Annotated in this window: 20 protein-coding genes; 12 read left to right on the top strand and 8 right to left on the bottom strand. The window is 62.0% G+C overall.

The window, feature by feature from the left end; genetic code table 11:
- Positions 1 to 19: 19 nt before the first annotated feature.
- The 5 genes from GTW25_RS01765 to aceA form a co-directional block, all read right to left on the bottom strand.
- Positions 20 to 388, bottom strand: coding sequence for a four helix bundle protein (locus GTW25_RS01765; RefSeq protein ID WP_252910264.1), 369 nt, complete (start codon positions 386 to 388; stop codon positions 20 to 22).
- A 32-nt stretch (positions 389 to 420) separates the two neighbouring features.
- Positions 421 to 1,854, bottom strand: a complete 1,434-nt coding sequence (locus GTW25_RS01760; RefSeq protein ID WP_252910263.1) for a glutamine synthetase family protein — start codon at positions 1,852 to 1,854, stop codon at positions 421 to 423.
- A gap of 149 nt (positions 1,855 to 2,003) precedes the next feature.
- Positions 2,004 to 2,954 (bottom strand): prolyl aminopeptidase, encoded by a 951-nt coding sequence (gene pip, locus GTW25_RS01755; protein WP_252910262.1) that lies wholly within the window; start codon positions 2,952 to 2,954, stop codon positions 2,004 to 2,006.
- Positions 2,955 to 3,130: 176 nt separating this feature from the next.
- Positions 3,131 to 3,367 (bottom strand): SMc00767 family acetate metabolism repressor, encoded by a 237-nt coding sequence (locus GTW25_RS01750; RefSeq protein WP_252910261.1) that lies wholly within the window; start codon positions 3,365 to 3,367, stop codon positions 3,131 to 3,133.
- Between the two features lie 32 nt (positions 3,368 to 3,399).
- Entirely contained in the window at positions 3,400 to 4,689 is a 1,290-nt protein-coding gene (gene aceA / locus GTW25_RS01745; RefSeq protein WP_252910260.1) for an isocitrate lyase, read from the bottom strand.
- A gap of 198 nt (positions 4,690 to 4,887) precedes the next feature.
- Between aceA and GTW25_RS01740 the strand changes: the two genes are divergently transcribed.
- The 3 genes from GTW25_RS01740 to GTW25_RS01730 are packed head-to-tail and all read left to right on the top strand — an operon-like array spanning position 4,888 to position 6,861.
- Positions 4,888 to 6,318 (top strand): helix-turn-helix domain-containing protein, encoded by a 1,431-nt coding sequence (locus GTW25_RS01740; RefSeq protein WP_252910259.1) that lies wholly within the window; start codon positions 4,888 to 4,890, stop codon positions 6,316 to 6,318.
- Between the two features lie 40 nt (positions 6,319 to 6,358).
- Positions 6,359 to 6,640 carry a type II toxin-antitoxin system RelE/ParE family toxin gene (locus tag GTW25_RS01735; RefSeq protein WP_252910258.1) on the top strand — a complete coding sequence of 94 codons (282 nt, stop codon included), beginning with the start codon at positions 6,359 to 6,361 and terminating at the stop codon, positions 6,638 to 6,640.
- Positions 6,641 to 6,648: 8 nt separating this feature from the next.
- A complete protein-coding gene (locus tag GTW25_RS01730) occupies positions 6,649 to 6,861 on the top strand; it encodes a HigA family addiction module antitoxin (RefSeq protein WP_308206218.1) in 213 nt (70 codons plus the stop codon).
- 80 nt (positions 6,862 to 6,941) lie between these two features.
- Here the strand turns inward: GTW25_RS01730 and GTW25_RS01725 are convergent, their stop codons facing one another.
- On the bottom strand, positions 6,942 to 7,919 hold the full coding sequence (locus GTW25_RS01725; RefSeq protein WP_252910257.1) for an NADPH:quinone reductase: 978 nt from the start codon (positions 7,917 to 7,919) through the stop codon (positions 6,942 to 6,944).
- Positions 7,919 to 8,566, bottom strand: a complete 648-nt coding sequence (locus tag GTW25_RS01720; protein WP_252910256.1) for a ferric reductase-like transmembrane domain-containing protein — start codon at positions 8,564 to 8,566, stop codon at positions 7,919 to 7,921. Before GTW25_RS01720 ends, GTW25_RS01725 begins: the two co-directional genes overlap by 1 nt.
- 26 nt (positions 8,567 to 8,592) lie before the next feature.
- Between GTW25_RS01720 and GTW25_RS01715 the strand changes: the two genes are divergently transcribed.
- From GTW25_RS01715 to GTW25_RS01690, 6 genes are all read left to right on the top strand, one after another.
- Positions 8,593 to 9,540 (top strand): DMT family transporter, encoded by a 948-nt coding sequence (locus GTW25_RS01715; protein ID WP_252910255.1) that lies wholly within the window; start codon positions 8,593 to 8,595, stop codon positions 9,538 to 9,540.
- Positions 9,541 to 9,649: 109 nt separating this feature from the next.
- The gene (locus GTW25_RS01710; protein ID WP_372493047.1) at positions 9,650 to 11,053 is read left to right on the top strand and encodes a glutamine synthetase family protein; all 1,404 of its coding nucleotides are present in this window, start codon (positions 9,650 to 9,652) and stop codon (positions 11,051 to 11,053) included.
- Between the two features lie 100 nt (positions 11,054 to 11,153).
- Positions 11,154 to 12,254: a polyamine ABC transporter substrate-binding protein gene (locus GTW25_RS01705; RefSeq protein ID WP_252910253.1), complete on the top strand. Its 1,101-nt coding sequence runs from the start codon at positions 11,154 to 11,156 to the stop codon at positions 12,252 to 12,254.
- 113 nt (positions 12,255 to 12,367) lie between these two features.
- The gene (locus GTW25_RS01700; RefSeq protein WP_252910252.1) at positions 12,368 to 13,507 is read left to right on the top strand and encodes an ABC transporter ATP-binding protein; all 1,140 of its coding nucleotides are present in this window, start codon (positions 12,368 to 12,370) and stop codon (positions 13,505 to 13,507) included.
- A gap of 219 nt (positions 13,508 to 13,726) precedes the next feature.
- Complete coding sequence (locus GTW25_RS01695) at positions 13,727 to 14,638, top strand: ABC transporter permease subunit (protein WP_252910251.1); 912 nt, start codon at positions 13,727 to 13,729, stop codon at positions 14,636 to 14,638.
- Complete coding sequence (locus GTW25_RS01690) at positions 14,638 to 15,453, top strand: ABC transporter permease (RefSeq protein ID WP_252910250.1); 816 nt, start codon at positions 14,638 to 14,640, stop codon at positions 15,451 to 15,453. Before GTW25_RS01695 ends, GTW25_RS01690 begins: the two co-directional genes overlap by 1 nt.
- Here the strand turns inward: GTW25_RS01690 and GTW25_RS01685 are convergent.
- Entirely contained in the window at positions 15,444 to 17,339 is a 1,896-nt protein-coding gene (locus GTW25_RS01685) for an AsmA family protein (RefSeq protein WP_252910249.1), read from the bottom strand. The genes GTW25_RS01690 and GTW25_RS01685 overlap by 10 nt on opposite strands.
- Before the next feature lie 183 nt (positions 17,340 to 17,522).
- Here GTW25_RS01685 and GTW25_RS01680 point away from each other — a divergent pair, with 183 nt between their 5' ends.
- From GTW25_RS01680 to GTW25_RS01670, 3 genes are all read left to right on the top strand, one after another.
- Positions 17,523 to 19,481: an acetoacetate--CoA ligase gene (locus tag GTW25_RS01680; protein WP_252910248.1), complete on the top strand. Its 1,959-nt coding sequence runs from the start codon at positions 17,523 to 17,525 to the stop codon at positions 19,479 to 19,481.
- Between the two features lie 366 nt (positions 19,482 to 19,847).
- Positions 19,848 to 20,834, top strand: coding sequence for an iron ABC transporter substrate-binding protein (locus GTW25_RS01675; RefSeq protein ID WP_252910247.1), 987 nt, complete (start codon positions 19,848 to 19,850; stop codon positions 20,832 to 20,834).
- Positions 20,835 to 20,920: 86 nt separating this feature from the next.
- Entirely contained in the window at positions 20,921 to 22,414 is a 1,494-nt protein-coding gene (locus GTW25_RS01670) for an ABC transporter permease (protein ID WP_252910246.1), read from the top strand.
- Positions 22,415 to 22,416 lie beyond the last annotated feature (2 nt).

Genomic DNA, 22,416 nt, shown 5'->3' with positions numbered 1-22,416 from the left:
GGGAAGTAGGGAGAGGGAACTAAGTCGATCCGAGCTTTCGCAACAGTGCCCGCAAGAGTCGGCCGATGTTCGCCGAAGCTTCCATCAATGGCTCTATCGCTTGAGCCTGTGATAGGCCAACGCGCTGTGCGATCAAAAGCTGAGTTTCAAGTTCTTTGAGAGAGCCTTGGGCAATTCGCAGAAACTGCAGATAGGAACCGCGAACCTCGCGCCCATAGCCTTCAGCAATGTTTGAGGGAACGGAGGTGGCCGAACGCCGGACTTGACCGGTCAGTCCGTAAAGTTCCTCCTTGGGCCACTGCCTCGTTTCGGCATAACCCGCAACCGCCAAATCCATAGCTTGTTGCCAAACGATCAGGTCACGATATGAGCCGGCTCTTTCGCTCATTCCCTATTTCCCTACTCCCTCTTCCCTTTTCCCTACACATTCAACAACAGATACTCCCGCTCCCACGGGCTGATCACTTCCATGAAGGTCTCGAACTCCGCCTTCTTGATTGCCGCATAGGTGGAGACGAATTGCTGGCCGAGGATGCCGGTGAGGTCGTCGTCGCCCTCGAAAAGCTCTACGGCTTCCAGAAGGCCGCGCGGCAATTCGATCTCGTCCTCGTTAACGCTGGAACCGGTCGGCGCGTCGCAGCGCGTCTCGCGCAATATGCCGATGAGGCCGCAGGCGAGCGAGGCGGCGAGCGCCAGATAGGGGTTGGCATCCGAGGACGGAATGCGGTTTTCCACGCGCCGTCCGGCCGGATCGGAACGCGGCACGCGGAAGGCGGTCGTGCGGTTGTCGTAGCCCCACATCGTATTCACCGGGGCAGCGGATGCCTGCGTCAGGCGGCGATAGGAGTTCACGTAGGGCGCAAGCATCACCAGTGCGTTCGGAATGTGCCGTTGCAAACCGCCGATGAAGTGGGCGAACGTGTCAGTCTCCGAGCCGTCGGCGGCGGTGAAGACGTTCTTGCCGGTCTTGGCGTCGATGATCGACTGGTGGATGTGCATGGCCGAGCCGGGCTGTCCCTGAATCGGCTTGGCCATGAAGGTCGCGTAAGTGTCGTGCTTCATGGCCGCTTCGCGGATGGTGCGTTTGAACAGGAACACCTGGTCGGCAAGCTCGATAGGGTCGCCATGGCGAAGATTGATTTCGAGTTGTCCCGCGCCTTCCTCGTGGATCAGCGTGTCGATCTCCAGCCCCTGAACCTCGGAGAAATGGTAGATGTCATCGATCAGCTCGTCGAATTCGTTGACGCCGGCGATCGAATAACCCTGTCCGCCTGCGATCGCGCGGCCGGAGCGGCCGATCGGCGGCACCAGCGGATAATCCGGGTCCGGATTCTTGCGCACGAGGTAGAATTCGATCTCGGGCGCGACCACGGGCTTGAGCCCATGGCGCGCATAAGCCTCGACCACGTTGCGCAACACGTTGCGCGGCGTGAACTCGACCATGCGCCCGTCCTGATGAACGAGATCGCAGATCACCTGTGCGGTCGGATCGCTTTCCCACGGCACGACCGAAAGCGTCGAAAGATCCGGCAGGAGCTTCAGATCGCCGTCGTCTTCGGGATACGTGAAGCCGTTGCCGTCATCGGGATAAGAGCCGGAAATCGTCGTCATGAAAACGGCGGAGGGCAGGGCGAGCGACGTATTCGACGTGAATTTCTTCGACGGCATCATCTTGCCGCGCGCGACGCCCGCCTGATCGGGCGTGATGCACTCGATGTCCTCGATGCCGCGCCAGTCGAGCCAGCCGCCCGCTTCCTTCCAGTTCTTGACCCCCCGAACATTCTTGACGAATTGCGGAACGCGAGTGCGCGTGGCCTTCGCCGGCGCGCGGTCTTGGGGCTTGGAAGCAGGCATCAATCACCACTGAATATTGGATATGCGCGACTATAGCCGCGGGGCGGGATCAAAGGAAAGAGGAGGAGGCACGAGCAGCCGCCAGTTTGCCCTGAACCCTTGGGAAACGAAACGGCTATGCATCGACTTGCCAAAAGCAAACGTACCGATCACGAAGCGTAGCGATCTGTGGCGCGTATAAGCTGATCGAGAATACCCGGCTCGGTCCAGGCGTGTCCCGCACCCTCGATGAGATGGAACTCGGCATCGGGCCATTGTTGATGGAGCGCAAATGCATAGCGGGCAGGGCATGGCATGTCGTACCGCCCATGAACGATCGTGCCGGGAATGCCACGCAAGAGGTTCGCATTCTTAAGAAGTTGTCCTTCCTCCAGCCATGCCCGGTTTGTGAAATAGTGGTTCTCGAGCCGGGCGAAAGCCAAGGCGTAGTGTCCGTCCCGGAAAGGCTTGGAAAACTCCGGGTCAGGAAGCAGGGTGATCGTCTCTCCTTCCCAGATGGTCCATGCTTTTGCTGCCTCGAGCCGGGCGATCGGGTCGTCGCCAGTCAAGCGACGATGATAGGCGGCCACCATGTCATCGCGCTCATTCTCAGGGATAGGTGCTTGGAACAGTGCCCATTTGTCGGGGAACATCTCTGAGACGCCGAACTGATAATACCAGTCGATTTCCGCTTTTGTGAGCGTATAGACGCCCCGAAGGATTAGTTCGCTCACGCGGGAGGGATGCGTTTGGGCGTAGGCCAAGGAGAGCGCGGAGCCCCATGAGCCACCGAAGACCATCCACTTCTCAACGCCGATATGCTCTCGAAGACGCTCGATGTCGGCCACCAAATGCCAGGTCGTATTTGCCTCGATGCTGGCATGCGGGCGAGATTGGCCGCAGCCGCGTTGGTCGAAAAGAAGAACATCGTACCTGGCAGGATCGAAAAGTCGGCGCTGCGAAGGAGAGATGCCGCCGCCCGGCCCTCCATGAAGGAAAACGGCTGGCTTTCCTCCGGGCGTACCCACACGCTCGTAGGAGACTGTGTGACCGTCTCCTACATCGAGATAACCCGTTTGATACGGTTCAATAGAAGGGTAAAGCCCGCGCAGTTTAGACATACAAGTTCTCCCGTCGTGAGGACGGCAGATAACGGCAAAAGACTCAATAAAAACTGACTTTCCGCTCCAGCTTTATCGAGTCTGGTCGATGTGCCCACATTGTCGTGGGCAGGATAAAAAAGGGGCAGCGCATTGCTGCGCCGCCCCTTGTCGTATGAAGCTGATTTCGCCAGCGCTCAGGCGCTCTTCGTCACGATCACCGGAATGAGCAGGTCGCCCCAGTTGCCTTCGCCGCCATGGTGGCGGGCCGAGCGCACGAGTTCGACCGACACACCCGCTTCCACGGCCTTCATGACCGACTGGTTGAGGCGATGAAGGTCGTTGGCGAGCATGCGGATTGCTGCCTGCTGGTCGCCGCTCATGGACGAGGATTGTTCCTCGGCCCGTTCCTTGACGCGTGTGTTGGGTGTCATGTCCGTTACTCCTGCTGATGCTGCGGACGGGATTATTCCGCCGCCGGGCGGAATTGCTCGTGTTCAGTGGATTCGTGCATGGCGGTCGTGGACGACTTGCCGCCGGTGATGGCCATCGAAACGGCGTCGAAATAGCTGGTGCCGACTTCGCGCTGATGCTTGGTCGCCGTATAACCGTTTGCCTCGGCGGCGAACTCGGCTTCCTGAAGCTCGGAATAGGCCGCCATCTGGCGGTCCTTGTAGCCGCGCGCCAGTTCGAACATGCCGTAATTGAGCTGGTGGAAGCCGGCGAGTGTGATGAACTGGAACTTGTAGCCCATGGCGCCGAGTTCGCGCTGGAACTTGGCGATCGTTGCGTCGTCGAGATTCTTCTTCCAGTTGAACGATGGCGAGCAATTGTAGGCGAGCATCTTGCCCGGATGTTCCTTCTGGACGGCCTCGGCGAATTTGCGTGCCTGCTCCAGGTCCGGCTTACCGGTCTCCATCCAGATCAGGTCGCAATGCGGCGCATAGGCGATGGCGCGCGCGATGCACGGTTCGATGCCGTTCTTGACGTTGTAGAAACCCTCGACCGTGCGACCCTTGTCCTGATCGACGAAGGGCGCGTCGCGCTCGTCGATGTCAGAAGTCAAAAGCTTGGCGGCCTCGGCGTCGGTGCGCGCGACGATCAGCGTCGGCACGCCCATCACGTCCGCGGCGAGGCGCGCCGCGTTGAGGTTGCGGATATGCGCGGCGGTGGGGATCAGGACCTTGCCGCCCAGATGCCCGCACTTCTTTTCAGATGCCAGTTGGTCCTCGAAATGGACACCCGCGACGCCCGCCTCGATGAACGCCTTCATGATCTCGAATGCGTTGAGCGGCCCGCCGAAACCGGCTTCCGCATCGGCGACGATCGGCGCGAACCAGGTGTCGACCGAAAGGCCGTTGCCTTCCGAGGTCTCGATCTGGTCGGCGCGCTGCAACGTCTTGTTGATACGCTTGGCAAGCTCGGGAGCGGCGTTGGCCGGATAAAGCGACTGGTCGGGATACATGGCCGATGCGGTGTTGGCGTCGGCCGCGACCTGCCAGCCGGACAGATAGATCGCCTTCAGTCCCGCGCGGACCATCTGCATGGCCTGATTGCCCGAAAGCGCGCCGAGCGCGTTGACGAAATCTTCCTCGTGGATGAGCTTCCACAGCCTGTTCGCGCCGTTCTCGGCGAGTGTATGACGAATCTGGACCGAGCCGCGCAGCCGCTTCACGTCCTCGGTCGTGTAGGGACGCTCGATGCCTTCGTAGCGACCTTCCGGTGCAGATGGGACGAGGTTGTAAAAATCAGTCATAATGCTCTCCACGCGATAAATCCGATGCCTGACATTCATTGCAGGTGGTCAATTCGGATTTACATTGCACTGCGAAATTCAACGAGGAAAATGCGCAAAAGCTCTGTTTCAAAAGGGTCATGCTGTATTGTCTTTGACATGCGCTGCGTGTAAATTTGTAAAAATTGTCAATCGGCAGGTCTGTAAAGGCATTGTAAAATGGCGGACCAGAAGATATTCGCCGGACCGCGCATCCGGCGCATTCGCAACGGCAAGGGCCTGACCCAGATGGCGATGGCCGAGGCGCTGGGCATTTCGCCGTCCTACCTCAACCTGATCGAGCGCAACCAGCGCCCGCTAACAGTCCAGTTGATCTTGAAGCTTGCCAGCGTTTTCAAGATCGAGCCGGACGAGTTGCAGGGGGAAGGGACCGGAACCGTAACCGCGCTCAAGGAAATTTTTGCCGACCCTTTGCTGTCCGGCGAACTGCCGGGTGATCAGGAACTGATCGAACTGGCAGAAGGCGCGCCCAACGCGGCGGCCGCAATCGCCAAGCTTTACCGCGCCTATCGCGAGCAGGCCGAGCGCCTGACCGACCTGTCCGATCTTTTGAACCGGGAAGGCCGGGCAACTATCTCGTCCGCGCGTCTGCCGATCGACGAGGTGCGTGAGGTGCTGGAGCGCCGTGCCAACCATTTTGCGAAGATCGAGGAGGAGGCCGAAGCCTTCAACAAACTGCTCGGCGGCGACGAATTGATGCCGGCCTTGAAGGAGTGGCTGCGGCGCGAACACGGCATCGTCGTCAAGGTGCTGCCGGTCGCGACCATGCCGAACTGGCGCCGCCGCTATGATCGCCATTCGCAGCGGCTTTTCATCTCGGAGCGCCTGTCGCCCTTCGACCAGTTGCGCGAGGTGGCGATGGAAGCCTGCCTCGTGCGCATGAGCGTTGCCATCGCGGCCGAGGTGCAGGCGTTGAAACTGTCGAGCGACGAGGCGCGGCGTCTTGCCCGGTTCGAGCTCGCGCGCTACGCCGCCCACGCACTGATGATGCCCTATCAGGCGTTCCATGCGGCTGCGGTACGCGCACGCTACGACATCGATATTCTGCGCTCGCGCTTCGGCGTCTCTTTCGAGCAGGCGGCGAACCGGTTGACGATGCTCGGCCGCATGACACTCCCCGGTGTGCCGTTTTTCATGCTGGAACTCGATCAGGCCGGCAATCGCTTCCGGCGTGCGGGTGCGCAAGGGTTTCCTCAGGCGCGTTTCGGCGGTGCATGCCCCAAGCTCGCCGTCCATGCCGCCTTCGGCCAGCCGGGACAGATTTTCGTCGAAGCGGTGGAAATGCCGGACGGCGCGGAATTCCTGACCATCAGCCGCACGCTGGAAGGCCCGCAAGGCTCATTCACCGAACGACCACGCCGCACTGCGATCCTCATAGGGTGCGACATCGGCTTCAAGGACGATCTCGTCTATGCGGGCGCGCTGCCGGTGCAACCGGGCGGCAAACAGACCCTCGGGGCGATCGCCATCGGACCGGCCTGCCGGCTGTGCGAGCGCATCGGCTGCCTCGCCCGCGCCGAACCCCCCGTCACCCGCCCGCTCGGCCTCGACGAGATGGTGACTGGGCTGAGCGCGTTCGATTTTCAGTAGGAGGTGGTTACAAAATGTATCTCATCAGGATACAAATCAGATGATCGGATCGATGTGCGACAAGCGTATTCCAGCGATCCGGGCGGGCAAGTCGGTCAAGGGCTTTCCGTCCGATTTGATCGCACGAGCGCAGCGCAAACTGGCCCAACTGGATGCCGCCTCAATGCTGCCGGACATGAGCGTACCACCGTCGAACAATCTGGAAGCGTTGAAGGGGGATCGTGCCGGGCAGCATTCCGTGCGGACTAGCGGCCAATGGCGTCTTTGCTTCATCTGGCGCGACGGGAATGCATATGACGTTGAAATTGTCGATTATCATTGAGGTGTCAGATGCCTGAACTGAAGCCACGTCCAGTCCATCCCGGCGAAATTCTTCGTGAGGACTTTCTGGTCGAGTATGAACTTTCGGCTGGTGCTCTGGCGAAAGCCTTGCATGTGCCTCGTGACCGCATCGAAAAGCTCGTTCGAGAAGCACGTACAATTACAGCAGATACGGCCGCTCGATTGGCAAAGTATTTCGGTACACGCCGCAATTCTGGATGAACCTCCAGGCCAACTACGACCTCGCCCTGGTTGACGATGCTGAGTTATCCGAAATCGAGCATCGTGTAGCGTGATGCATCTCAATCCACACGCAGAACCACATTCCCGATGATCTGTCCTTGTTCGACCGCCTCGTGCGCAGCAGCGATTTCATCAATCGGAAAAGTCGCGCCGATGGCGTGTCTGAGCTTGCCGGCGTCGAGCAGTTCGCCCAGTTCCTTCAGCCGCACCGCGCGTTCGTTGGTGGTCAGTTCGTAGACGACGAAGACCTGCAAGGTCAGGCTGCCCCACAAGAGGGCAGGAAAGGACACCGGCACGTCCGCGGCGACGTTCGAGCCGTAGCAGACGAGCTTGCCATGTGGCACGAGGACCCCGCCGGGCAGGAGCGCGGCGGTCGAGGACAAATCCATGTCGATGATGCCGTCGGCACCTTTGCCGCCCGTCAGGTCCTTGACGCGTGCGACGACGTCTTCCGCGCGGTAATCGATCACCTCGTCGCAGCCTGCATCGAGCGCATGATCGCGACGCGAATCCGACGCCGTGCCGATGACGCGCGCGCCGGCGAGCTTCGCGATCTGGACGGCATAATGCCCGACCGAGGCTGCCGCGCCGGTGACAAGCAATGTCTTGCCGGCAATGTCGCCATGGAGCTTCACGGCATGAAGCGCGGTGAGCGCCGGAATGCCAAGGCAGGCACCTGCGTCGAAATCGACCGCTTCGGCCAAGCGCACGGCCTGCCCGTTGGGCACGGCGATGAACTCGGCCGCGGTGCCGAAGGCCCGCTTCCATTGCCCGTTCCAGATGAAGACGCGCTCGCCGATCCGTGCGGTAGCAACGCCTTCACCTACGGCCTCGATGACGCCAGCGCCGTCCGAATGCGGCACGATGCGCGGCGCGATCAAGGGGCGGGCCTTGCGGCTTTTGACATCCGATGGATTGACCCCGGACGTCCTCAGCCGCACCAGAACCTCGCCCGGCCCTGCCTTCGGCGTTTCCATCTCGCCGACCACGAGCACGTCCCGCGCCTCGCCGTTCTTCTCGTACCAGCCAGCTTTCATCAGGCTCTCCTTTTGTCGCGTCGCAAGGTCACGACAGCGCGCGCGATTTGCAAGAGGGCGAGCGGCGCGAACCACAATAGAGCCTCCGTCCAGTCGCGCGTCACGAGCAGCCAGTGCGCCAGTGTCAAAACGGCGGCCGGATAGGCGAGGCGTTGAACCCGCTTCCAGCTTCGCCCGAGCCGGCGCATCGAGGCATCGTTTGAAATGAGCGCGAGGGCGGCCAGAGATGCAAAGGCCAGCCAGCCGGTCCACATCGAAGCCCACGCCATGCCGGCGATGATGTCGGCCAGACTGCCGATCGAGGCGGAGAAAACGACCGTGTGGATCGCCGAATAGCTAAAGGCGGCAAGCCCGATGGCGCGGCGCTGGCGGGTGAGCCAGAGCGTCCAGCGCGAAGGGCCGAACAGCACATGCAGCGGCGTGATTGCCAGCGCGAGGATGAGCAGCACGGCCGCCGCCTCGCCGGTCGGGCGGATCGGCACGCGCAACGGCGCACTCAATGCCAGCGGGGCGAGCATCGCGAGCGACGGCACCATCAGCAAACCGAACAGGAAAGGTCGCGAATTGAGAAGCATCGGTGAGCCAATTAGCCGAACCTCGTGGATCACGCCATGGCTGTCGTTCGGGCCTAGAAAATCCGCACGCATACATGGCGCTCGCTGGAATCTTCGAAATGTCCGAGACGGTGCATGTCGCTGCAATGCCCGCCGTGCCACAGCGCGAGGAGCGGGTCGGTCTTGCGCTGGTCTTCCTCTCGGCGCTGTTCTGGAGTTTCGGCGGGGCGATCGCGCGCTTTATCGAGACGCCGGATTCGTGGACGATCATATTCTGGCGCTCCGTCTGGGCCGCCGCGTTCCTTATCGGATTCATGGTCTGGCGCGACGGCGTCAACGGCACGAAGAACCTCTTCCTGCGCATGGGATTGCCGGGCGTCGCAGTTGGCCTTTGCTTCGCCACCGCGTCGACGTCATTCGTCGTCGCGCTCTCCTACACGACGGTCGCGAACGTGCTTTTGATGCAGGCGGGCGTGCCGCTCATCGCGGCGCTGATGTCCTGGATTCTGTTCCGCGAACGCGTCGCGCCGGCGACATGGGCAGCGATCGCGGCCGTCATCTTCGGCGTCGGCGTGATGGTTTCGGAATCGCTGACGGGACAAGTGTCTCCGATAGGTGATGGCCTTGCGGTCCTGATCGCGCTCGTCTTCGCCTGTGCGACGCTGATCACACGACGCTTCTCGCATGTGCGCATGACCCCTGCGGCCTGCCTCGGCACGTTGATCGCTGCGTCCTTCGCCTTCACGCAGGCGGGCAGCTTTGCCGTTTCCACATCCGACATGGGATTTCTATTCGCCTTCGGCGCGATCAATCTCGGCCTTGGACTTGCCTGCTTCGCCAGCGGCGCGCGGCTGATCCCGGCGGCCTTCGCGGCATTGCTGGGCACGTTCGAAACGCTGCTCGGCCCGGTCTGGGTCTGGCTCGTCCATGCCGAGATTCCGTCGACCAGAACGATCGTAGGCGGCGCGATCGTCTTTGCGGCGCTGCTTGTCCATATCGCGCTCGAATTTCGCCGCCAGCGCCGCCCGGCAAAGCCCGGCGTGACGGGAATGCCGCAGCCGAACTGATTGACTCGGGGCTGGCACAGGGGCACCCTGTAACAATCCGCAACAATCATACAGGTCTATCTTGCATCCCACGGCAACGGGCGTTCTCCAGAACAACAACGAACCCAACATGGAAGTTCTGGCGGCACCCCCGCCCCAGCCGAAAGCGGCCGGATCGGACTTTGTTTCTCCCGATCACGAGCGCGAATATCGCGCCTTCATCGAAGAACATCCCGACATCGAGGCCGTCGAATTCCTGCTCGTGGACCCCAATGGCGTCATGCGCGGCAAATGGGCGCCGGGCGATGCCTTGAAGAAGGCCTTTGAGGAAGGCATCAATTTCCCCATGTCCCTGCACGGTCTGGATGTCTGGGGCCGTGAGGTCGAGGCGACCGGACTGCACATCGAAACGGGCGACAAGGACGGCTATTGCCGCGCGACGCGCGAAACGCTCTCCATCGTGCCATGGGCCAAGCGCAAGACGGCGCAGGTGCTGCTGCAGACCTTTACGCCCGAAGGCGAGCCCTTTATGGCCGACCCGCGTCAGGTGCTGAAGAAGAAGATCGCGGAAGTGAACGCGAAGGGCTTTTTCCCTGTCGTTGCCTTCGAACTCGAATTCTACCTACTCGATCCCAACACCGATTGGGATGACGGCATGCCGGGGCCTGTCGGTGCGACGGCTGGACCCGATCGCCTGCGCATGTACGGCCTCGACGATCTGGCAGAACATGCCGACCTTTTCGACATGATCCGCGATGCGGCCGACGCTCAAGGCCTGCCGATCGACACGATCATCAAGGAAGCGGCGCCCGGCCAGTTCGAGGTCAATCTCAAACATCGCGCCGATCCTCTCAAAGCCGCCGACGACGTGATCATGCTGCGCCGCATCGTGCTCGGCTGCGCACGGGCGCACGGGCTGACGGCGACATTCATGGCCAAGCCCTTCCTTGAATATGCAGGCAATGGCATGCATGTCCACGCGTCCATGCTGGATGGCGAGGGCTGCAACATCTTCGGCGGCGAGGGCGGTCAAAAGCGGCTGGAATCCGCCGTTGCCGGGCTTTTGAAGACGATGCCGGAATCACTGCTTCTCTTCATCAACACCTGGAACGGCTTTCGCCGCATCACGCCCGGCTCCTATGCGCCGACGCGCGCGGTGTGGGCGTACAACAATCGCTCCGTCGCGCTGCGGATCCCGGTATCGAACGAAGAGAATCGTCGCGTCGAGCACCGTATCGCGGGTGCCGACGCCAACCCCTATCTGGTCCTGTCCGCGATCATTCAGGGCATGGTCGAGGGCGTGGAAGCCAACGCCGTGCCGCCGCCGCCGGTCGAGGGCAATGCCTATGACGACGAGGATGCGCTGATGCTCCCCGACGACATGGACGATGCGCTTCTTCTGATGGAAAAGAGCGCCTTTGCGGACCGTGCTCTCGGGCCGCTTCTCGCCAAGGTCTACCGCGATCTGAAACGGGCCGAGATCATCGCCTTCTGGGCTGAGATCACACCGCTGGAGCGCACCACCTATCTGTAAGTGCTTTCGGCTTGCCGCGCTGCAAAAACGAAAATAGGTTTGGCGTCAACAAGGCCCGCGCGAAACGCGGTTCTACGAATATCCGACAGAGGAGAACATAATGAAGAAACTCGTGCTCGCAGGCGCTGCACTGTCGTCGGCATTGATCCTGACGGCGGCCCCGCTCAGCGCCCAGGATCGCGTGGTCAACGTCTTCAACTGGTCGGACTATATCGACGCCTCCATTCTGGAAGACTTTACCGAGCAGACCGGCATCCGCGTCGTCTACGACGTGTATGATTCCAACGAAATCCTCGAAACGCGCCTTCTGGCGGGTTCGTCCGGCTATGACGTCGTCGTGCCGACTGCGAGCCCCTTCATGGCGCGGCAGATCGAGGCGGGCGTCTACCAGCCGCTCGACAAGTCGAAGCTGCCAAATCTGGAGAACATGTGGGACATGGTCTCGAGCCGCGTCGCCACCTACGACCCCGACAACACCTTTTCGGTCAATTACATGTGGGGTACGGTCGGCATCGGTTACAACGTCGCGATGATCCAGGAGGCGCTCGGCGTCGACGAGATCACGAGCTGGGACGTCGTGTTCGATCCGGAAAACATGCAGAAGCTCGCCTCCTGCGGCGTCTACTTTCTCGATTCGCCGACGGACGTGATGCCGGTCGCGCTGAACTATCTCGGGCATGATCCGAACAGCGATGATCAGGACGAGATGACCGCCGCGACCGATCTCATCATGTCGGTGCGCCCGTCGATCCGTCGTTTCCATTCGTCCGAATACATCAACGCGCTCGCCAATGGTGACATCTGCCTTGCGATCGGCTGGTCGGGCGACGTGTTCCAGGCTGCCGATCGTGCCGAAGAGGCCGGCAACGGCGTCGAGGTCGCCTACGCCATCCCCGAGGAAGGCACGCAGATGTGGTTCGACCAGATGGCGATCCCGGCCGACGCGCAGAACGTCGAGGAGGCGCACGAATTCCTGAATTTCATCATGGACCCGGAAGTCGCGGCACGCGCGACGAACTACGTCTATTATCCGAACGGAAATCTGGCCTCGCAGGAGTTCATCGAGGCGGAAATCGTCGAGGACACCGCGATCTATCCGGATGAGGAAACGCTCGCCAACCTCTTCACCGTCACGCCGAAGGACCAGCGCGCGCAGCGCGTCCTGACGCGCAACTGGACGCGTGTCGTCACCGGCCAGTAATTGAAAATGACCCGGCGGACATCGGACCGAAAAGTGGAAGCCGGTTTTCGGCTGGTCCGATGTCCAACCAGGAAAGACCGGGCCTTTTTCTTTCATCGAGTTTGGGGACCGGCATGAAATCGCTCGGCAGCATTCGGCGAACCTTTGCACCGTGGACGAACGCCGAGGCGAAGCCCTTCATCACCTTCGAAAACGTGACCAAGACGTTCGGGGATTTCACTGCGGTCGACAATCTCTCTCTCACCATTTACGAACGCGAATTCTTCGCGCTTCTGGGGGCGTCAGGCTGCGGCAAGTCCACGCTTTTGCGCATGCTGGCCGGCTTCGAGGAGCCGACATCGGGCCGCATCCTGCTCGACGGGCAGGACCTCGCCGGCATTCCGCCCTATCGCCGGCCGGTGAACATGATGTTCCAGTCCTATGCGCTTTTCCCGCACATGAACGTGGAAAAGAACATCGCCTTCGGCCTGAAACAGGACGGCATGCCGAAAGCGGAGATCGAAAAACGTGTGGCCGACATGCTCAAGCTGGTTAAGCTGGAGCAGTTCGCCAAACGCAAGCCGCACCAGCTTTCCGGCGGCCAGCGCCAGCGCGTCGCGCTCGCCCGCTCGGTCGCCAAGCGGCCGAAGGTGCTGCTTCTGGACGAGCCGCTCGGCGCGCTCGACAAGAAGTTGCGCGAGGAAACGCAGTTCGAACTGATGGATTTGCAGCAGGATCTGGGTCTGACCTTCATGGTCGTCACGCACGATCAGGAAGAAGCGATGACCATGGCCGACCGCATCGCCATCATGGACAAGGGCGAGGTGATGCAGGTGGCGACGCCTGCTGAAATCTACGAGGCGCCGTCCTCGCGGTTCGTCGCCGATTTCGTGGGTTCGGTGAATTTGTTCGAAGGCAAGGTCGCCGGCCAGGATGCGGGCCGCGTGAAGATCGCTACGGCAAGCGGGTTCGACATTCAGGCCGAGGAAAGTGCAGCGCCGCCGGCAGGCGAAACCGTGTGGTATGCCGTGCGGCCGGAAAAGATCCGCATTTCATCCCAGCGTCCCGAAACGGCGGTGAACGCCGTCGAGGGCGAGGTCTGGGACATCGGTTATCTGGGCGACATGACGGTCTATAACGTCAAGCTGGCCAACGGTCAGATCGTGCGCTCCAGCCAACTCAATGCCCACCGCACCACCGCCGATCCGCTGACCTGGAACGACCGCGCCTGGCTTGCCTTTCCGGCCGATGCCGGCGTGGTCCTGACGCGGTAGGGGAGATGATCCTTTGACGTCAGCGCTCTACGTTGTCCTCCTCTGGCCTGCCGGCCATCTTCCCCGCGAGGGGGGAGATCATGCACGTTATCTTTTGCGCCAGCATCGCAGCCGACCGAGCGGGCCGACGACGGGACTGATCTCCCCCCTCGCGGGGGAAATGGCCGGCAGGCCAGAGGGGGGTGCGACGGATCACGCTTTTTCCGGCGAGCCACACCCATGAACCGCCTCGTCTCAGCCATCGCGGCCCGATTGACGATCATCGCGCCCTATCTGTGGCTGCTGGTCTTCTTCCTCGTCCCGTTCCTGATCGTCTTCAAGATTTCGCTGTCGACGACGGTCACGGCTATGCCGCCCTATACGCCCGTCTTCGATCTGGCGGAGGGCTGGGCGGCGCTCGTCGAGGGGCTGCGCGACTTCACCCATGAGAATTATCTGTGGCTGTGGGACGACCCGCTCTACGTCAACGCCTATCTGAACAGCGTTCGTCTGGCCGCCATTTCGACCGCGCTGACGCTCCTGATCGGCTATCCGATGGCCTATGCCATGGCGCGCGCGCCGTCCTCGCTGCGCGCGGTGCTCCTGATGCTGGTCATCCTTCCGTTCTGGACGAGCTTCCTGATCCGCGTCTATGCGTGGATCGGTATCCTGCGTCCCGAAGGGCTGCTCAACCAGTTCCTGTTCTTCCTCGGCGTCATCGACCGCCCGCTGGTCATCATGGGCACCGACACGGCGATCTATATCGGCATCGTCTATTCCTACCTGCCATTCATGGTGCTGCCGCTCTATGCGACGCTAGAAAAGATGGATTTCTCGCTGATCGAGGCGGCGCAGGATCTCGGCTGCACGGCCGCCGGCGCGTTCTGGAAGATCACCGTGCCGCTCTCGGTGCCGGGCATCATCGCCGGATGCATGCTCGTCTTCATTCCGGCCGTCGGTGAATTCGTCATCCCCGATCTTCTCGGCGGCTCGCAAACGCTGATGATCGGCAGAACGCTCTGGAACGAGTTCTTCGCCAACCGCGACTGGCCGGTGGCCTCGGCGGTGGCGATCGTTCTCCTGCTGGTTCTCGTCGTGCCCATCATGTTCTTCCAGCAGGCGCAGGCCCGCGCGCAGGAAAGGGGGCGCTGATGGAACGGCTGTCGCGCTTCAACATCGTCTCATTGGTCTTCGGGTTCGCCTTTCTCTACATCCCGATCCTGATCCTGGTGATCTATTCCTTCAACGCCTCGCGGCTCGTGACCGTCTGGGGCGGGTTTTCGACGCGCTGGTACGTCTCGCTTTTGAGCAACCAGCAATTGCTGGACGCCGCATGGGTGACTCTGCGCGTCGCCTTCGCCTCGGCGACGATCGCGACGGTCCTGGGGACCATGGCCGCGCTGGCGCTGACGCGCTACACGCGGTTTCGCGGTCGCATCCTGTTCACCGGCATGGTTTTCGCGCCGCTCGTCATGCCCGAGGTCATCACCGGCCTGTCGCTGTTGCTGCTGTTCGTCGCCATCGGCCTCGACCGCGGCTTCATGACCATCACGCTCGCGCACATCACCTTTTCGATGTGCTTCGTCGCTGTCGTGGTGCAATCGCGTCTGCTCGCCTTCGACCGCTCGCTCGAGGAAGCCGCGATGGACCTTGGCGCAACGCCGGTGCGAACCTTCTTCGCCGTGACCCTGCCCGTGATCCTGCCGGCCATCGTGGCGGGCTGGATGCTCGCCTTCACGCTGTCGCTCGACGATCTGGTGATCGCGAGCTTCACGTCCGGGCCGGGCGCGACGACGTTGCCGATGCGGATCTACAGTCAGGTCCGGTTGGGCGTGACGCCCGAGATCAACGCCGTCTCGACGCTCCTGATCGCCGTCGTCGCAACAGGCGTGATCATCGCCTCGCTGATCAACAAAAGGCGCGATGTCCAGCGGCGGCGCGACGAACAGGCTGCCACTCAGGGTTGATCTTCGATCGCCTGTTCGAGAGTTATGGGATCGGCCTCCGCCGGTTCCGGCTCTGCCGGATCGGCTCCCACGACCGGAGACACGAACGGCTCGTCCCAGCCGCCGCCGACAAAAAACGCGTTCGGATCGCCGGTCACCTGGCCCTGGCCGTCGACCGAGACGATTTCGCCCGACAGCGCCAGCGCGCGCCCGGCAAGCGGCACGATCCCGTTGAGCGTCAGGCGACTGCCATCAAGCTGGACGGTGGCTGTATCCACGCGGGCAAGTCCGCGCCCGACGGTCGCGGCGAACTGAAGTGCGCGGATCGGCAAAGCACCCTCGGCCACGGCCGACAATGGGAAGAATTCGCCTTCCGCCGTCCTGCGCAGGAACGCGCCGGGGTCGATGCCGACGATGTCCCCGGCACCGAAATTGGCGGTGAGGGTGCCTTCGGAACTGGAAATGACGGAATTCCAGTCATTCCCCTTGCCGCGCAGGATCGCCGACATGTTGCCGCGCGTTTGCGGGACGAAGCGTTTTGCGCCTGTTTGCAAGGCCATCGCGCCGACATCCACCTCGCTCGCGAGGAAGCGCAGTTCGACGGCATTTTCCTCTTCGGCGGAGTTGATGCGGATGCCCGCTTGTATCGTTCCGCCGAAGGCGGAGGAATCGGAGATGTCGAACGCGGCCGAACCGTCCTGCAACTGCGCTGTGGCCGCGACGCCGTTCAAAGGAAAGTCGCCCAGCATCGCACGGTTTGCCGACAGCCGCAGGTCAAGATTGAGCTGCCCGGTCGTTTGCGGGTCGATCAGGTCCGCAGCCACCCCTGCCTGACCCATTTGCGGCGTAAACGGAGCGAGGAACGTGCCGAGATTGAGCTGTTCGAAGGCGATCGAGCCGCCGATGGACGGCGTCGCGCCATTTCTCGAAAGTTCCAGAACGCCCGTTCCGAGGCTGCCCGCCAGATCGAGCGAGGCGTTCTCGATGCGCAACCCGTGCACGCTGCCCGTGACCCGCCCCGAAAGTTTCGCGGCCCCGATGGTCTGGCCCGCCGCAATCTCGGTGCGCGACCATTCGAGGGCGCGGCGCAAGGATGGTGTCTCGAAGCTCGCTTCGCCGTCGACGTAGGATTCTGTCGAAAGATTCGCGGTGCCTTCGAAATTGACTTTCGCCGGCGCTGCATCGAGCAGGACGCGCACGGGCGAGGTGCCTCCGGCAAGAAGAAGCAGCGGCTGCGCGCTCGATGCCTCGACCCTGATCGCTTCGCTGCGCCAGATGCCGCTTGTGACAAGGGTTGCGGGCCGGTCGAGTGCCGGCCAGCCGATCTGTCCCGTCAGACCGGACAGGATGATCTCGTCATTGCCGTCGTTCACGACGGCGATGCGTCCGTCGTTGAAGGTCACCTGCCCGAAGGGATCGCCGGGCAAACGGCCAAGATCGGGATTGGAACCGTCCAGCGCCAGCGCCTCGCCCGCCGCCGCGATCGCGCGGCTCATTCGCCCGCCGCCGGGTAGCGGCGGCAAATCGAAAAGCGGCGTGGGCTGCGTCAGACGCAAAAGCGGATGTTCGAGCGCAAGCCGGGAGAAGACGACATCGCCGCGAATGGCCGCGAAGGCGGACATGTCGATATCGACGCGCTCGGCCTCGAGCACGGGCCGGCTGTCGTTGCTGCCCCATTCATAGAGCGCGACATTCGACAGATGCGCGGAAAAGGTCGGCCAGACATCGATGCGCGGCGCCTGGCCGAGTTGGACCCGGTAGCCGCTCCATGCCGACAATTCATACGCGATCCGGTCGCGCACGATCTGCGTGGAGGCGATCCAGGGGAGGGCGAGAACCAGCGCCGCCCCGACGGCGATCAGGACCGCGAACCCGATGATCGCTCTTTTGACGACGCGTCCCTGCATCCATCCTCGCCGACTGGTCGAGCAGGCTCGCCGCGCCGACCTTCCTATCGATCCGGTTTAATCGATGCCCCCGGCATTTCAAGCATTTGTGGCCTGCCGATGGCGGTTGCCAACCTCTTTCTGACGGCTTGTCAGCGCCGTGCGCGCCGTGCTTCAAGAGCTTCGGCCCTTCTGGAGGAACGAATGACCAACAATGCACCGCTTTGGAGCCCGAGCCCGCAATCCCTCGAGACGGCGCCGATTACCGCCTTTGCGCGGCAGGCCGCGCGCATAGCCGGCCGCGATCTGTCGGACTACGACGCGCTTCACGCCTGGTCGGTTGAAGATCGCGAGGCGTTCTGGACTCTCGTCTGGGACTATTGCGGAATCAAGGGTGAGAAGGGCGCGCGCATCCTCGCCGACGGCGACCGGATGCCGGGAGCGCAATTTTTTCCCGATGCCCGCATCAACTTCGCCGAAAACCTCCTGTCGCGCACGGGACCGGATGACGCGCTCGTCTTTCGCGGCGAGGACAAGGTCGAGCGGCGTTTGTCCTGGGACGAACTTCACGGGCTGGTCTCGAGGCTTCAGCAGTTGTTCCGCTCGCGCGGTGTGGTGGCGGGCGACCGCATCGCGGCGATGATGCCGAACATGCCTGAGACGATTGCGGCCATGCTGGCTGCTGCCTCGCTCGGCGCGATCTGGTCGTCCTGTTCTCCGGACTTCGGCGAGCAGGGCGTGCTCGACCGTTTCGGCCAGATCGAGCCGAAGCTGTTCATCACGGTCGATGGCTATTGGTACAACGGCAAGGCGATCGACGTGTCCGAAAAGGTCTCGGCAGTCCTCGAAAAGCTTCCGGGCGTCGATCGCGCTTTCATCGTCGATTATCTCGGCAAGGCGGCGGATACCGCCGCGAAGTCCGGCCGGGCCGAAGCGATGGACGCGGCGATTGCCGCTTTCGAGCCGGGCGAGGTGACGTTCGAGCGTCTGCCCTTCGCCCATCCGCTCTATATCCTCTTTTCATCCGGCACGACGGGCATTCCCAAATGCATCGTGCATTCGGCTGGCGGCACGCTGCTCCAGCATGTCAAAGAACAGCAGCTTCACGGCGGCATCGTCGAGGGCGACCGCGTCTTCTACTTCACCACCTGCGGCTGGATGATGTGGAACTGGCTGGTTTCCGGCCTCGCTTCCGGCGCGACGCTTCTGCTTTACGACGGCTCACCCTTCTACCCGGACGGTAACGTCCTCTTCGACTATGCAGACGCAGAGAAGATGACGTTCCTCGGCACGTCGGCCAAGTTCATCGATGCCGTCAGGAAAAGCGGTCTGGAGCCGAAGAAGACGCACGATCTGGCGTCGGTTCGCGTCATCGGATCGACCGGCTCGCCGCTCGCACCCGAAAGTTTCCGCTTCGTCTATGACGGCATCAAGGAAGACGTGCATCTGGCCTCGATGTCCGGCGGGACGGATATCGTCGCCTGTTTCGTCGGCGCGGTGCCGACGAAACCCGTCTGGATCGGCGAAATCCAGGGGCCGGCGCTCGGCATGGCGGTCGACATATGGGACGATGACGGCCGTCATATCGAAGGCGAGAAGGGCGAACTCGTCTGCACGAAGCCGTTTCCGTCCATGCCGATCATGTTCTGGAACGACGAGGACGGATCGAAATACCGCGCCGCCTATTTCGAGCGGTTCGACAACATCTGGTGCCATGGCGACTTCGCCGAATGGACCGGGCATGGCGGCATCGTCATTCACGGCCGTTCGGACGCGACGCTCAATCCGGGCGGTGTGCGCATCGGCACGGCGGAAATCTACAATCAGGTGGAACAGCTTCCCGAAATCGTCGAAGCGATCTGCATCGGCCAGATATGGGAAGACGACGTGCGCGTCGTTCTCTTCGTGCGCCTGGCAGAAGGTGTGACGCTGGACGAGGATCTGGAGAAGAAAATCCGCACCAAGATCAGAACAGGCGCCAGCCCGCGCCATGTTCCGGCGCGCATTCTTGCCGTCGCGGATATTCCGCGCACCAAATCCGGCAAGATCACCGAGCTTGCCGTCCGCGACGTCGTTCACGGTCGGGCGGTCAAGAACAGGGAAGCGCTCGCGAACCCCGAGGCGCTGGACCTTTATCGGGACATGCCGAAGCTGAAGTCGTGAACGGCGATTGGTCTGGTTAACGAAGCGTCACGCTGAAATTTACTTCGTTTCTATCAAGCCTGATATTTGGTAAAAATTTCCATCGAGGATTCAGGTCTTGTTAACGGTGTTATTTCATGATGGCGCTAACTTGAGACATAAGCTGCGTTGGAATTGGCGCATGCCGCTTCAAGTCCCCCGTGTGACACAAATTCGATGGCGCCCCTTGCGGGCGCCCTTTTTGTTCTCTGATGGCGTGACGCGGTCGAGCCTGCAATAATCTTGACCATTACAATCAGGTAATATACCCCTTCCTCGCCGGCGACGACCGGCCGCAGCGCTTCACCGTGCGCCATGCGATAGACGGGTTTGAGAGGGAGTTTTCCGATGAAGAAGCTGATCGTGGGGTGCCTTGCGGCTGCCCTCGCGCTGCCGGTTGCGGCATCCGCACAGGAATTGACCATCTATTCGGGCCGCGGCGAAGCGCTCGTCGCTCCGATCATCGCGCAGTTCCAGCGCGAGTCGGGCATCGACGTGAACGTGCGCTATGCCGGCACGGCCGAACTCGCCGCACTGCTTCAGGAAGAAGGCGAGCAGTCGCCCGCCGACGTGTTCTGGGCGCAGGACGGCGGCGCGCTGGGCGCGATCGCTCCGCTCTTTGCCGACCTTCCGGCCGAGGTGAACGAGGGTGTCGCCGCTCCGTTCCGCAATGTGAACAACAAATGGGCGCCGACCAGCGGCCGCTCGCGCGTCCTTCTCTATTCGACCGAGCGCGTCGAGGAAGATGCGCTGCCTGCCTCCGTCAAGGATCTCGTCAACGAGGAATATCGCGGCCGTGTGGCCTGGGCCCCGACCAACGGTTCGTTCCAGGCTTTCGTGACCGCGATGCGCGTTGCCGAAGGCGACGAGGCGACGAAGGAATGGCTCGAAGGCATGATCGCCAATGAGGCCAAGGTCTATCGCAACAACGGCACGCAGGTCGAAGCCGTCGCCAATGGCGAAGTCGATTTCGGTCTCGTCAACAATTACTACCTCGGCCGCTACCTCGCCAATGACGAGGATTTCCCGGTCGCGCAGACGCATTTCGAAGCCGGCGACATCGGCAATCTCCTGAATGTTGCAGGCGTCGGCATCGTCGCCGCCAGCGACAACCAGGAAAACGCGCGCACCTTCATCGACTACCTCCTGTCGGTTCCGGCGCAGCAATACATCACGCTGGAAGGCAACGAATATCCGGTCGTTCCGGGCCTGATCGGCAACGTCACGCTCGAAGACTTCGACACCGTTCTCGAAATCAGCCCGGAAATCGACATCGACCAGATTTCCGATCTTGACGGCACGCTCGAGCTCCTGCGCGAAGTGGGTCTGCTCTGATAGAAAGAACGCTTGCCATCTGGCCGTCGCGTTTGCGGCGGCCACCTTTTGCCTTGCTCGCTCCGGCTTTTCTGGTCGGGGCGGGCATGCTTTTGCCCATGGTGTATCTGGTGGCGCGGGCCATGGAGGCCGATGCGGCTTCTCTCGCTGAAATCGTGTTCCGCCGCCGCAATTTCCTGCTTCTGGTCAATACGCTGACCCTGACAGCATGCGTGATCGCCGTCGTAACCGTGATCGCGCTGCCGCTAGCATGGCTCGTCGTGCGAACCGACCTTTCCTTCAAGAAATTCCATTCGATCATGGGCGTCCTGCCGCTGGCGGTGCCGGGCTATGTGATGGCCTATGCGCTGATCGGCCTGTCCGGATATTACGGCTTCGCCAACCAGTTCTTCGGCATCAGTCTGCCACGCCCGCAGGGGCTGGCCGGTTCGGCCATCGCGCTGTCGCTCTATACGTTTCCTTATCTGTTCCTCAATCTGCGCTCCGCGCTGCTGGGTCTCGACCCGGGCCTTGAGGAAAGCGCGCGCAGCCTCGGCCGTTCGCCGGCGAACACCTTCTTCACCGTGGTTCTGCCGCATCTCGTGCCGGCTCTGCTGGCAGGCTGGCTCGTCATTGGCCTTTACGTTCTGGGCGATTTCGGCGTCATCGCGCTGATGCGCTACGAGGTATTCAGCTACGCGATCTTCACGCAATATTCGGGTGCGTTCGATCGCATCTACGCGGCCTGGCTGTCGCTGATGCTGATGGCGGTCACGCTCTCCTTCATCCTCACCGAATCCTATTTGCGCGGGCGGCGCTATGCGCGCGTCGGCAAGGGCACGCAGCGTGCGCACCGGCCCGTCGTGCTTGGCAAGTGGCGTCCGCTCGCCTGGCTGTTCCTGATCGTCGTCTACGCCGCGTCGATCGGCCTGCCGCTTCTGGTCCTTATCTACTGGATGGCGCAGAGCGGTTTCGTCGTCGACGTCGCGGAGGTCGCGGGCGCCTTCATGCGAACGACGGCGATCGCCGTTCCATCGGCGGCCGTTGCAACGCTTCTGGCGCTGCCTGTCGTCTATCTCACCGTGCGCTATCCCTCGTCTTTGTCGACCTCGATCGACCGGCTCGCCTATCTGGGCTACGCCGTCCCGCCGCTGGCCTTCGCGCTGTCCATGGTGTTCTTCTCGCTGCGCGCCGTGCCGTTCCTCTATCAGAGCCTGACGATCCTCGGCTTCGCCTATGTGATGACGTTTCTCGCGCTCGCCATGGGACCATTGCGCAGCCGGCTGATGCAGATCGGACCGCGCCTCGAAGAAGTATCGCGCTCGCTCGGGCATGGCCCGTTCGAATCCTTCATGCGCACGACATTTCCCCTGTTGCGCCGTTCGATGGTGGCCGCCGCGCTGCTGGTCTTCATCATGATCGTGAAGGAACTGCCGATCACGTTCCTTCTGGCGCCCACCGGCTACGGTACGCTCGCCACGGCCGTCTTCAGCCGGACGTCGGAAGGCATGATGGCCGAGGCCGCGCCCTATGCACTGCTGATCGTACTTTTCTCGAGCTTCTTCGTCGGCCTGATCCTGCGCTACGAAGGCAGGAAATAGGT

It is taken from the genome of Aliihoeflea aestuarii (assembly GCF_024105665.1).
Lineage (GTDB): Bacteria > Pseudomonadota > Alphaproteobacteria > Rhizobiales > Rhizobiaceae > Aliihoeflea > Aliihoeflea aestuarii.
This window is presented reverse-complemented; position numbering and strand designations above follow the sequence as displayed.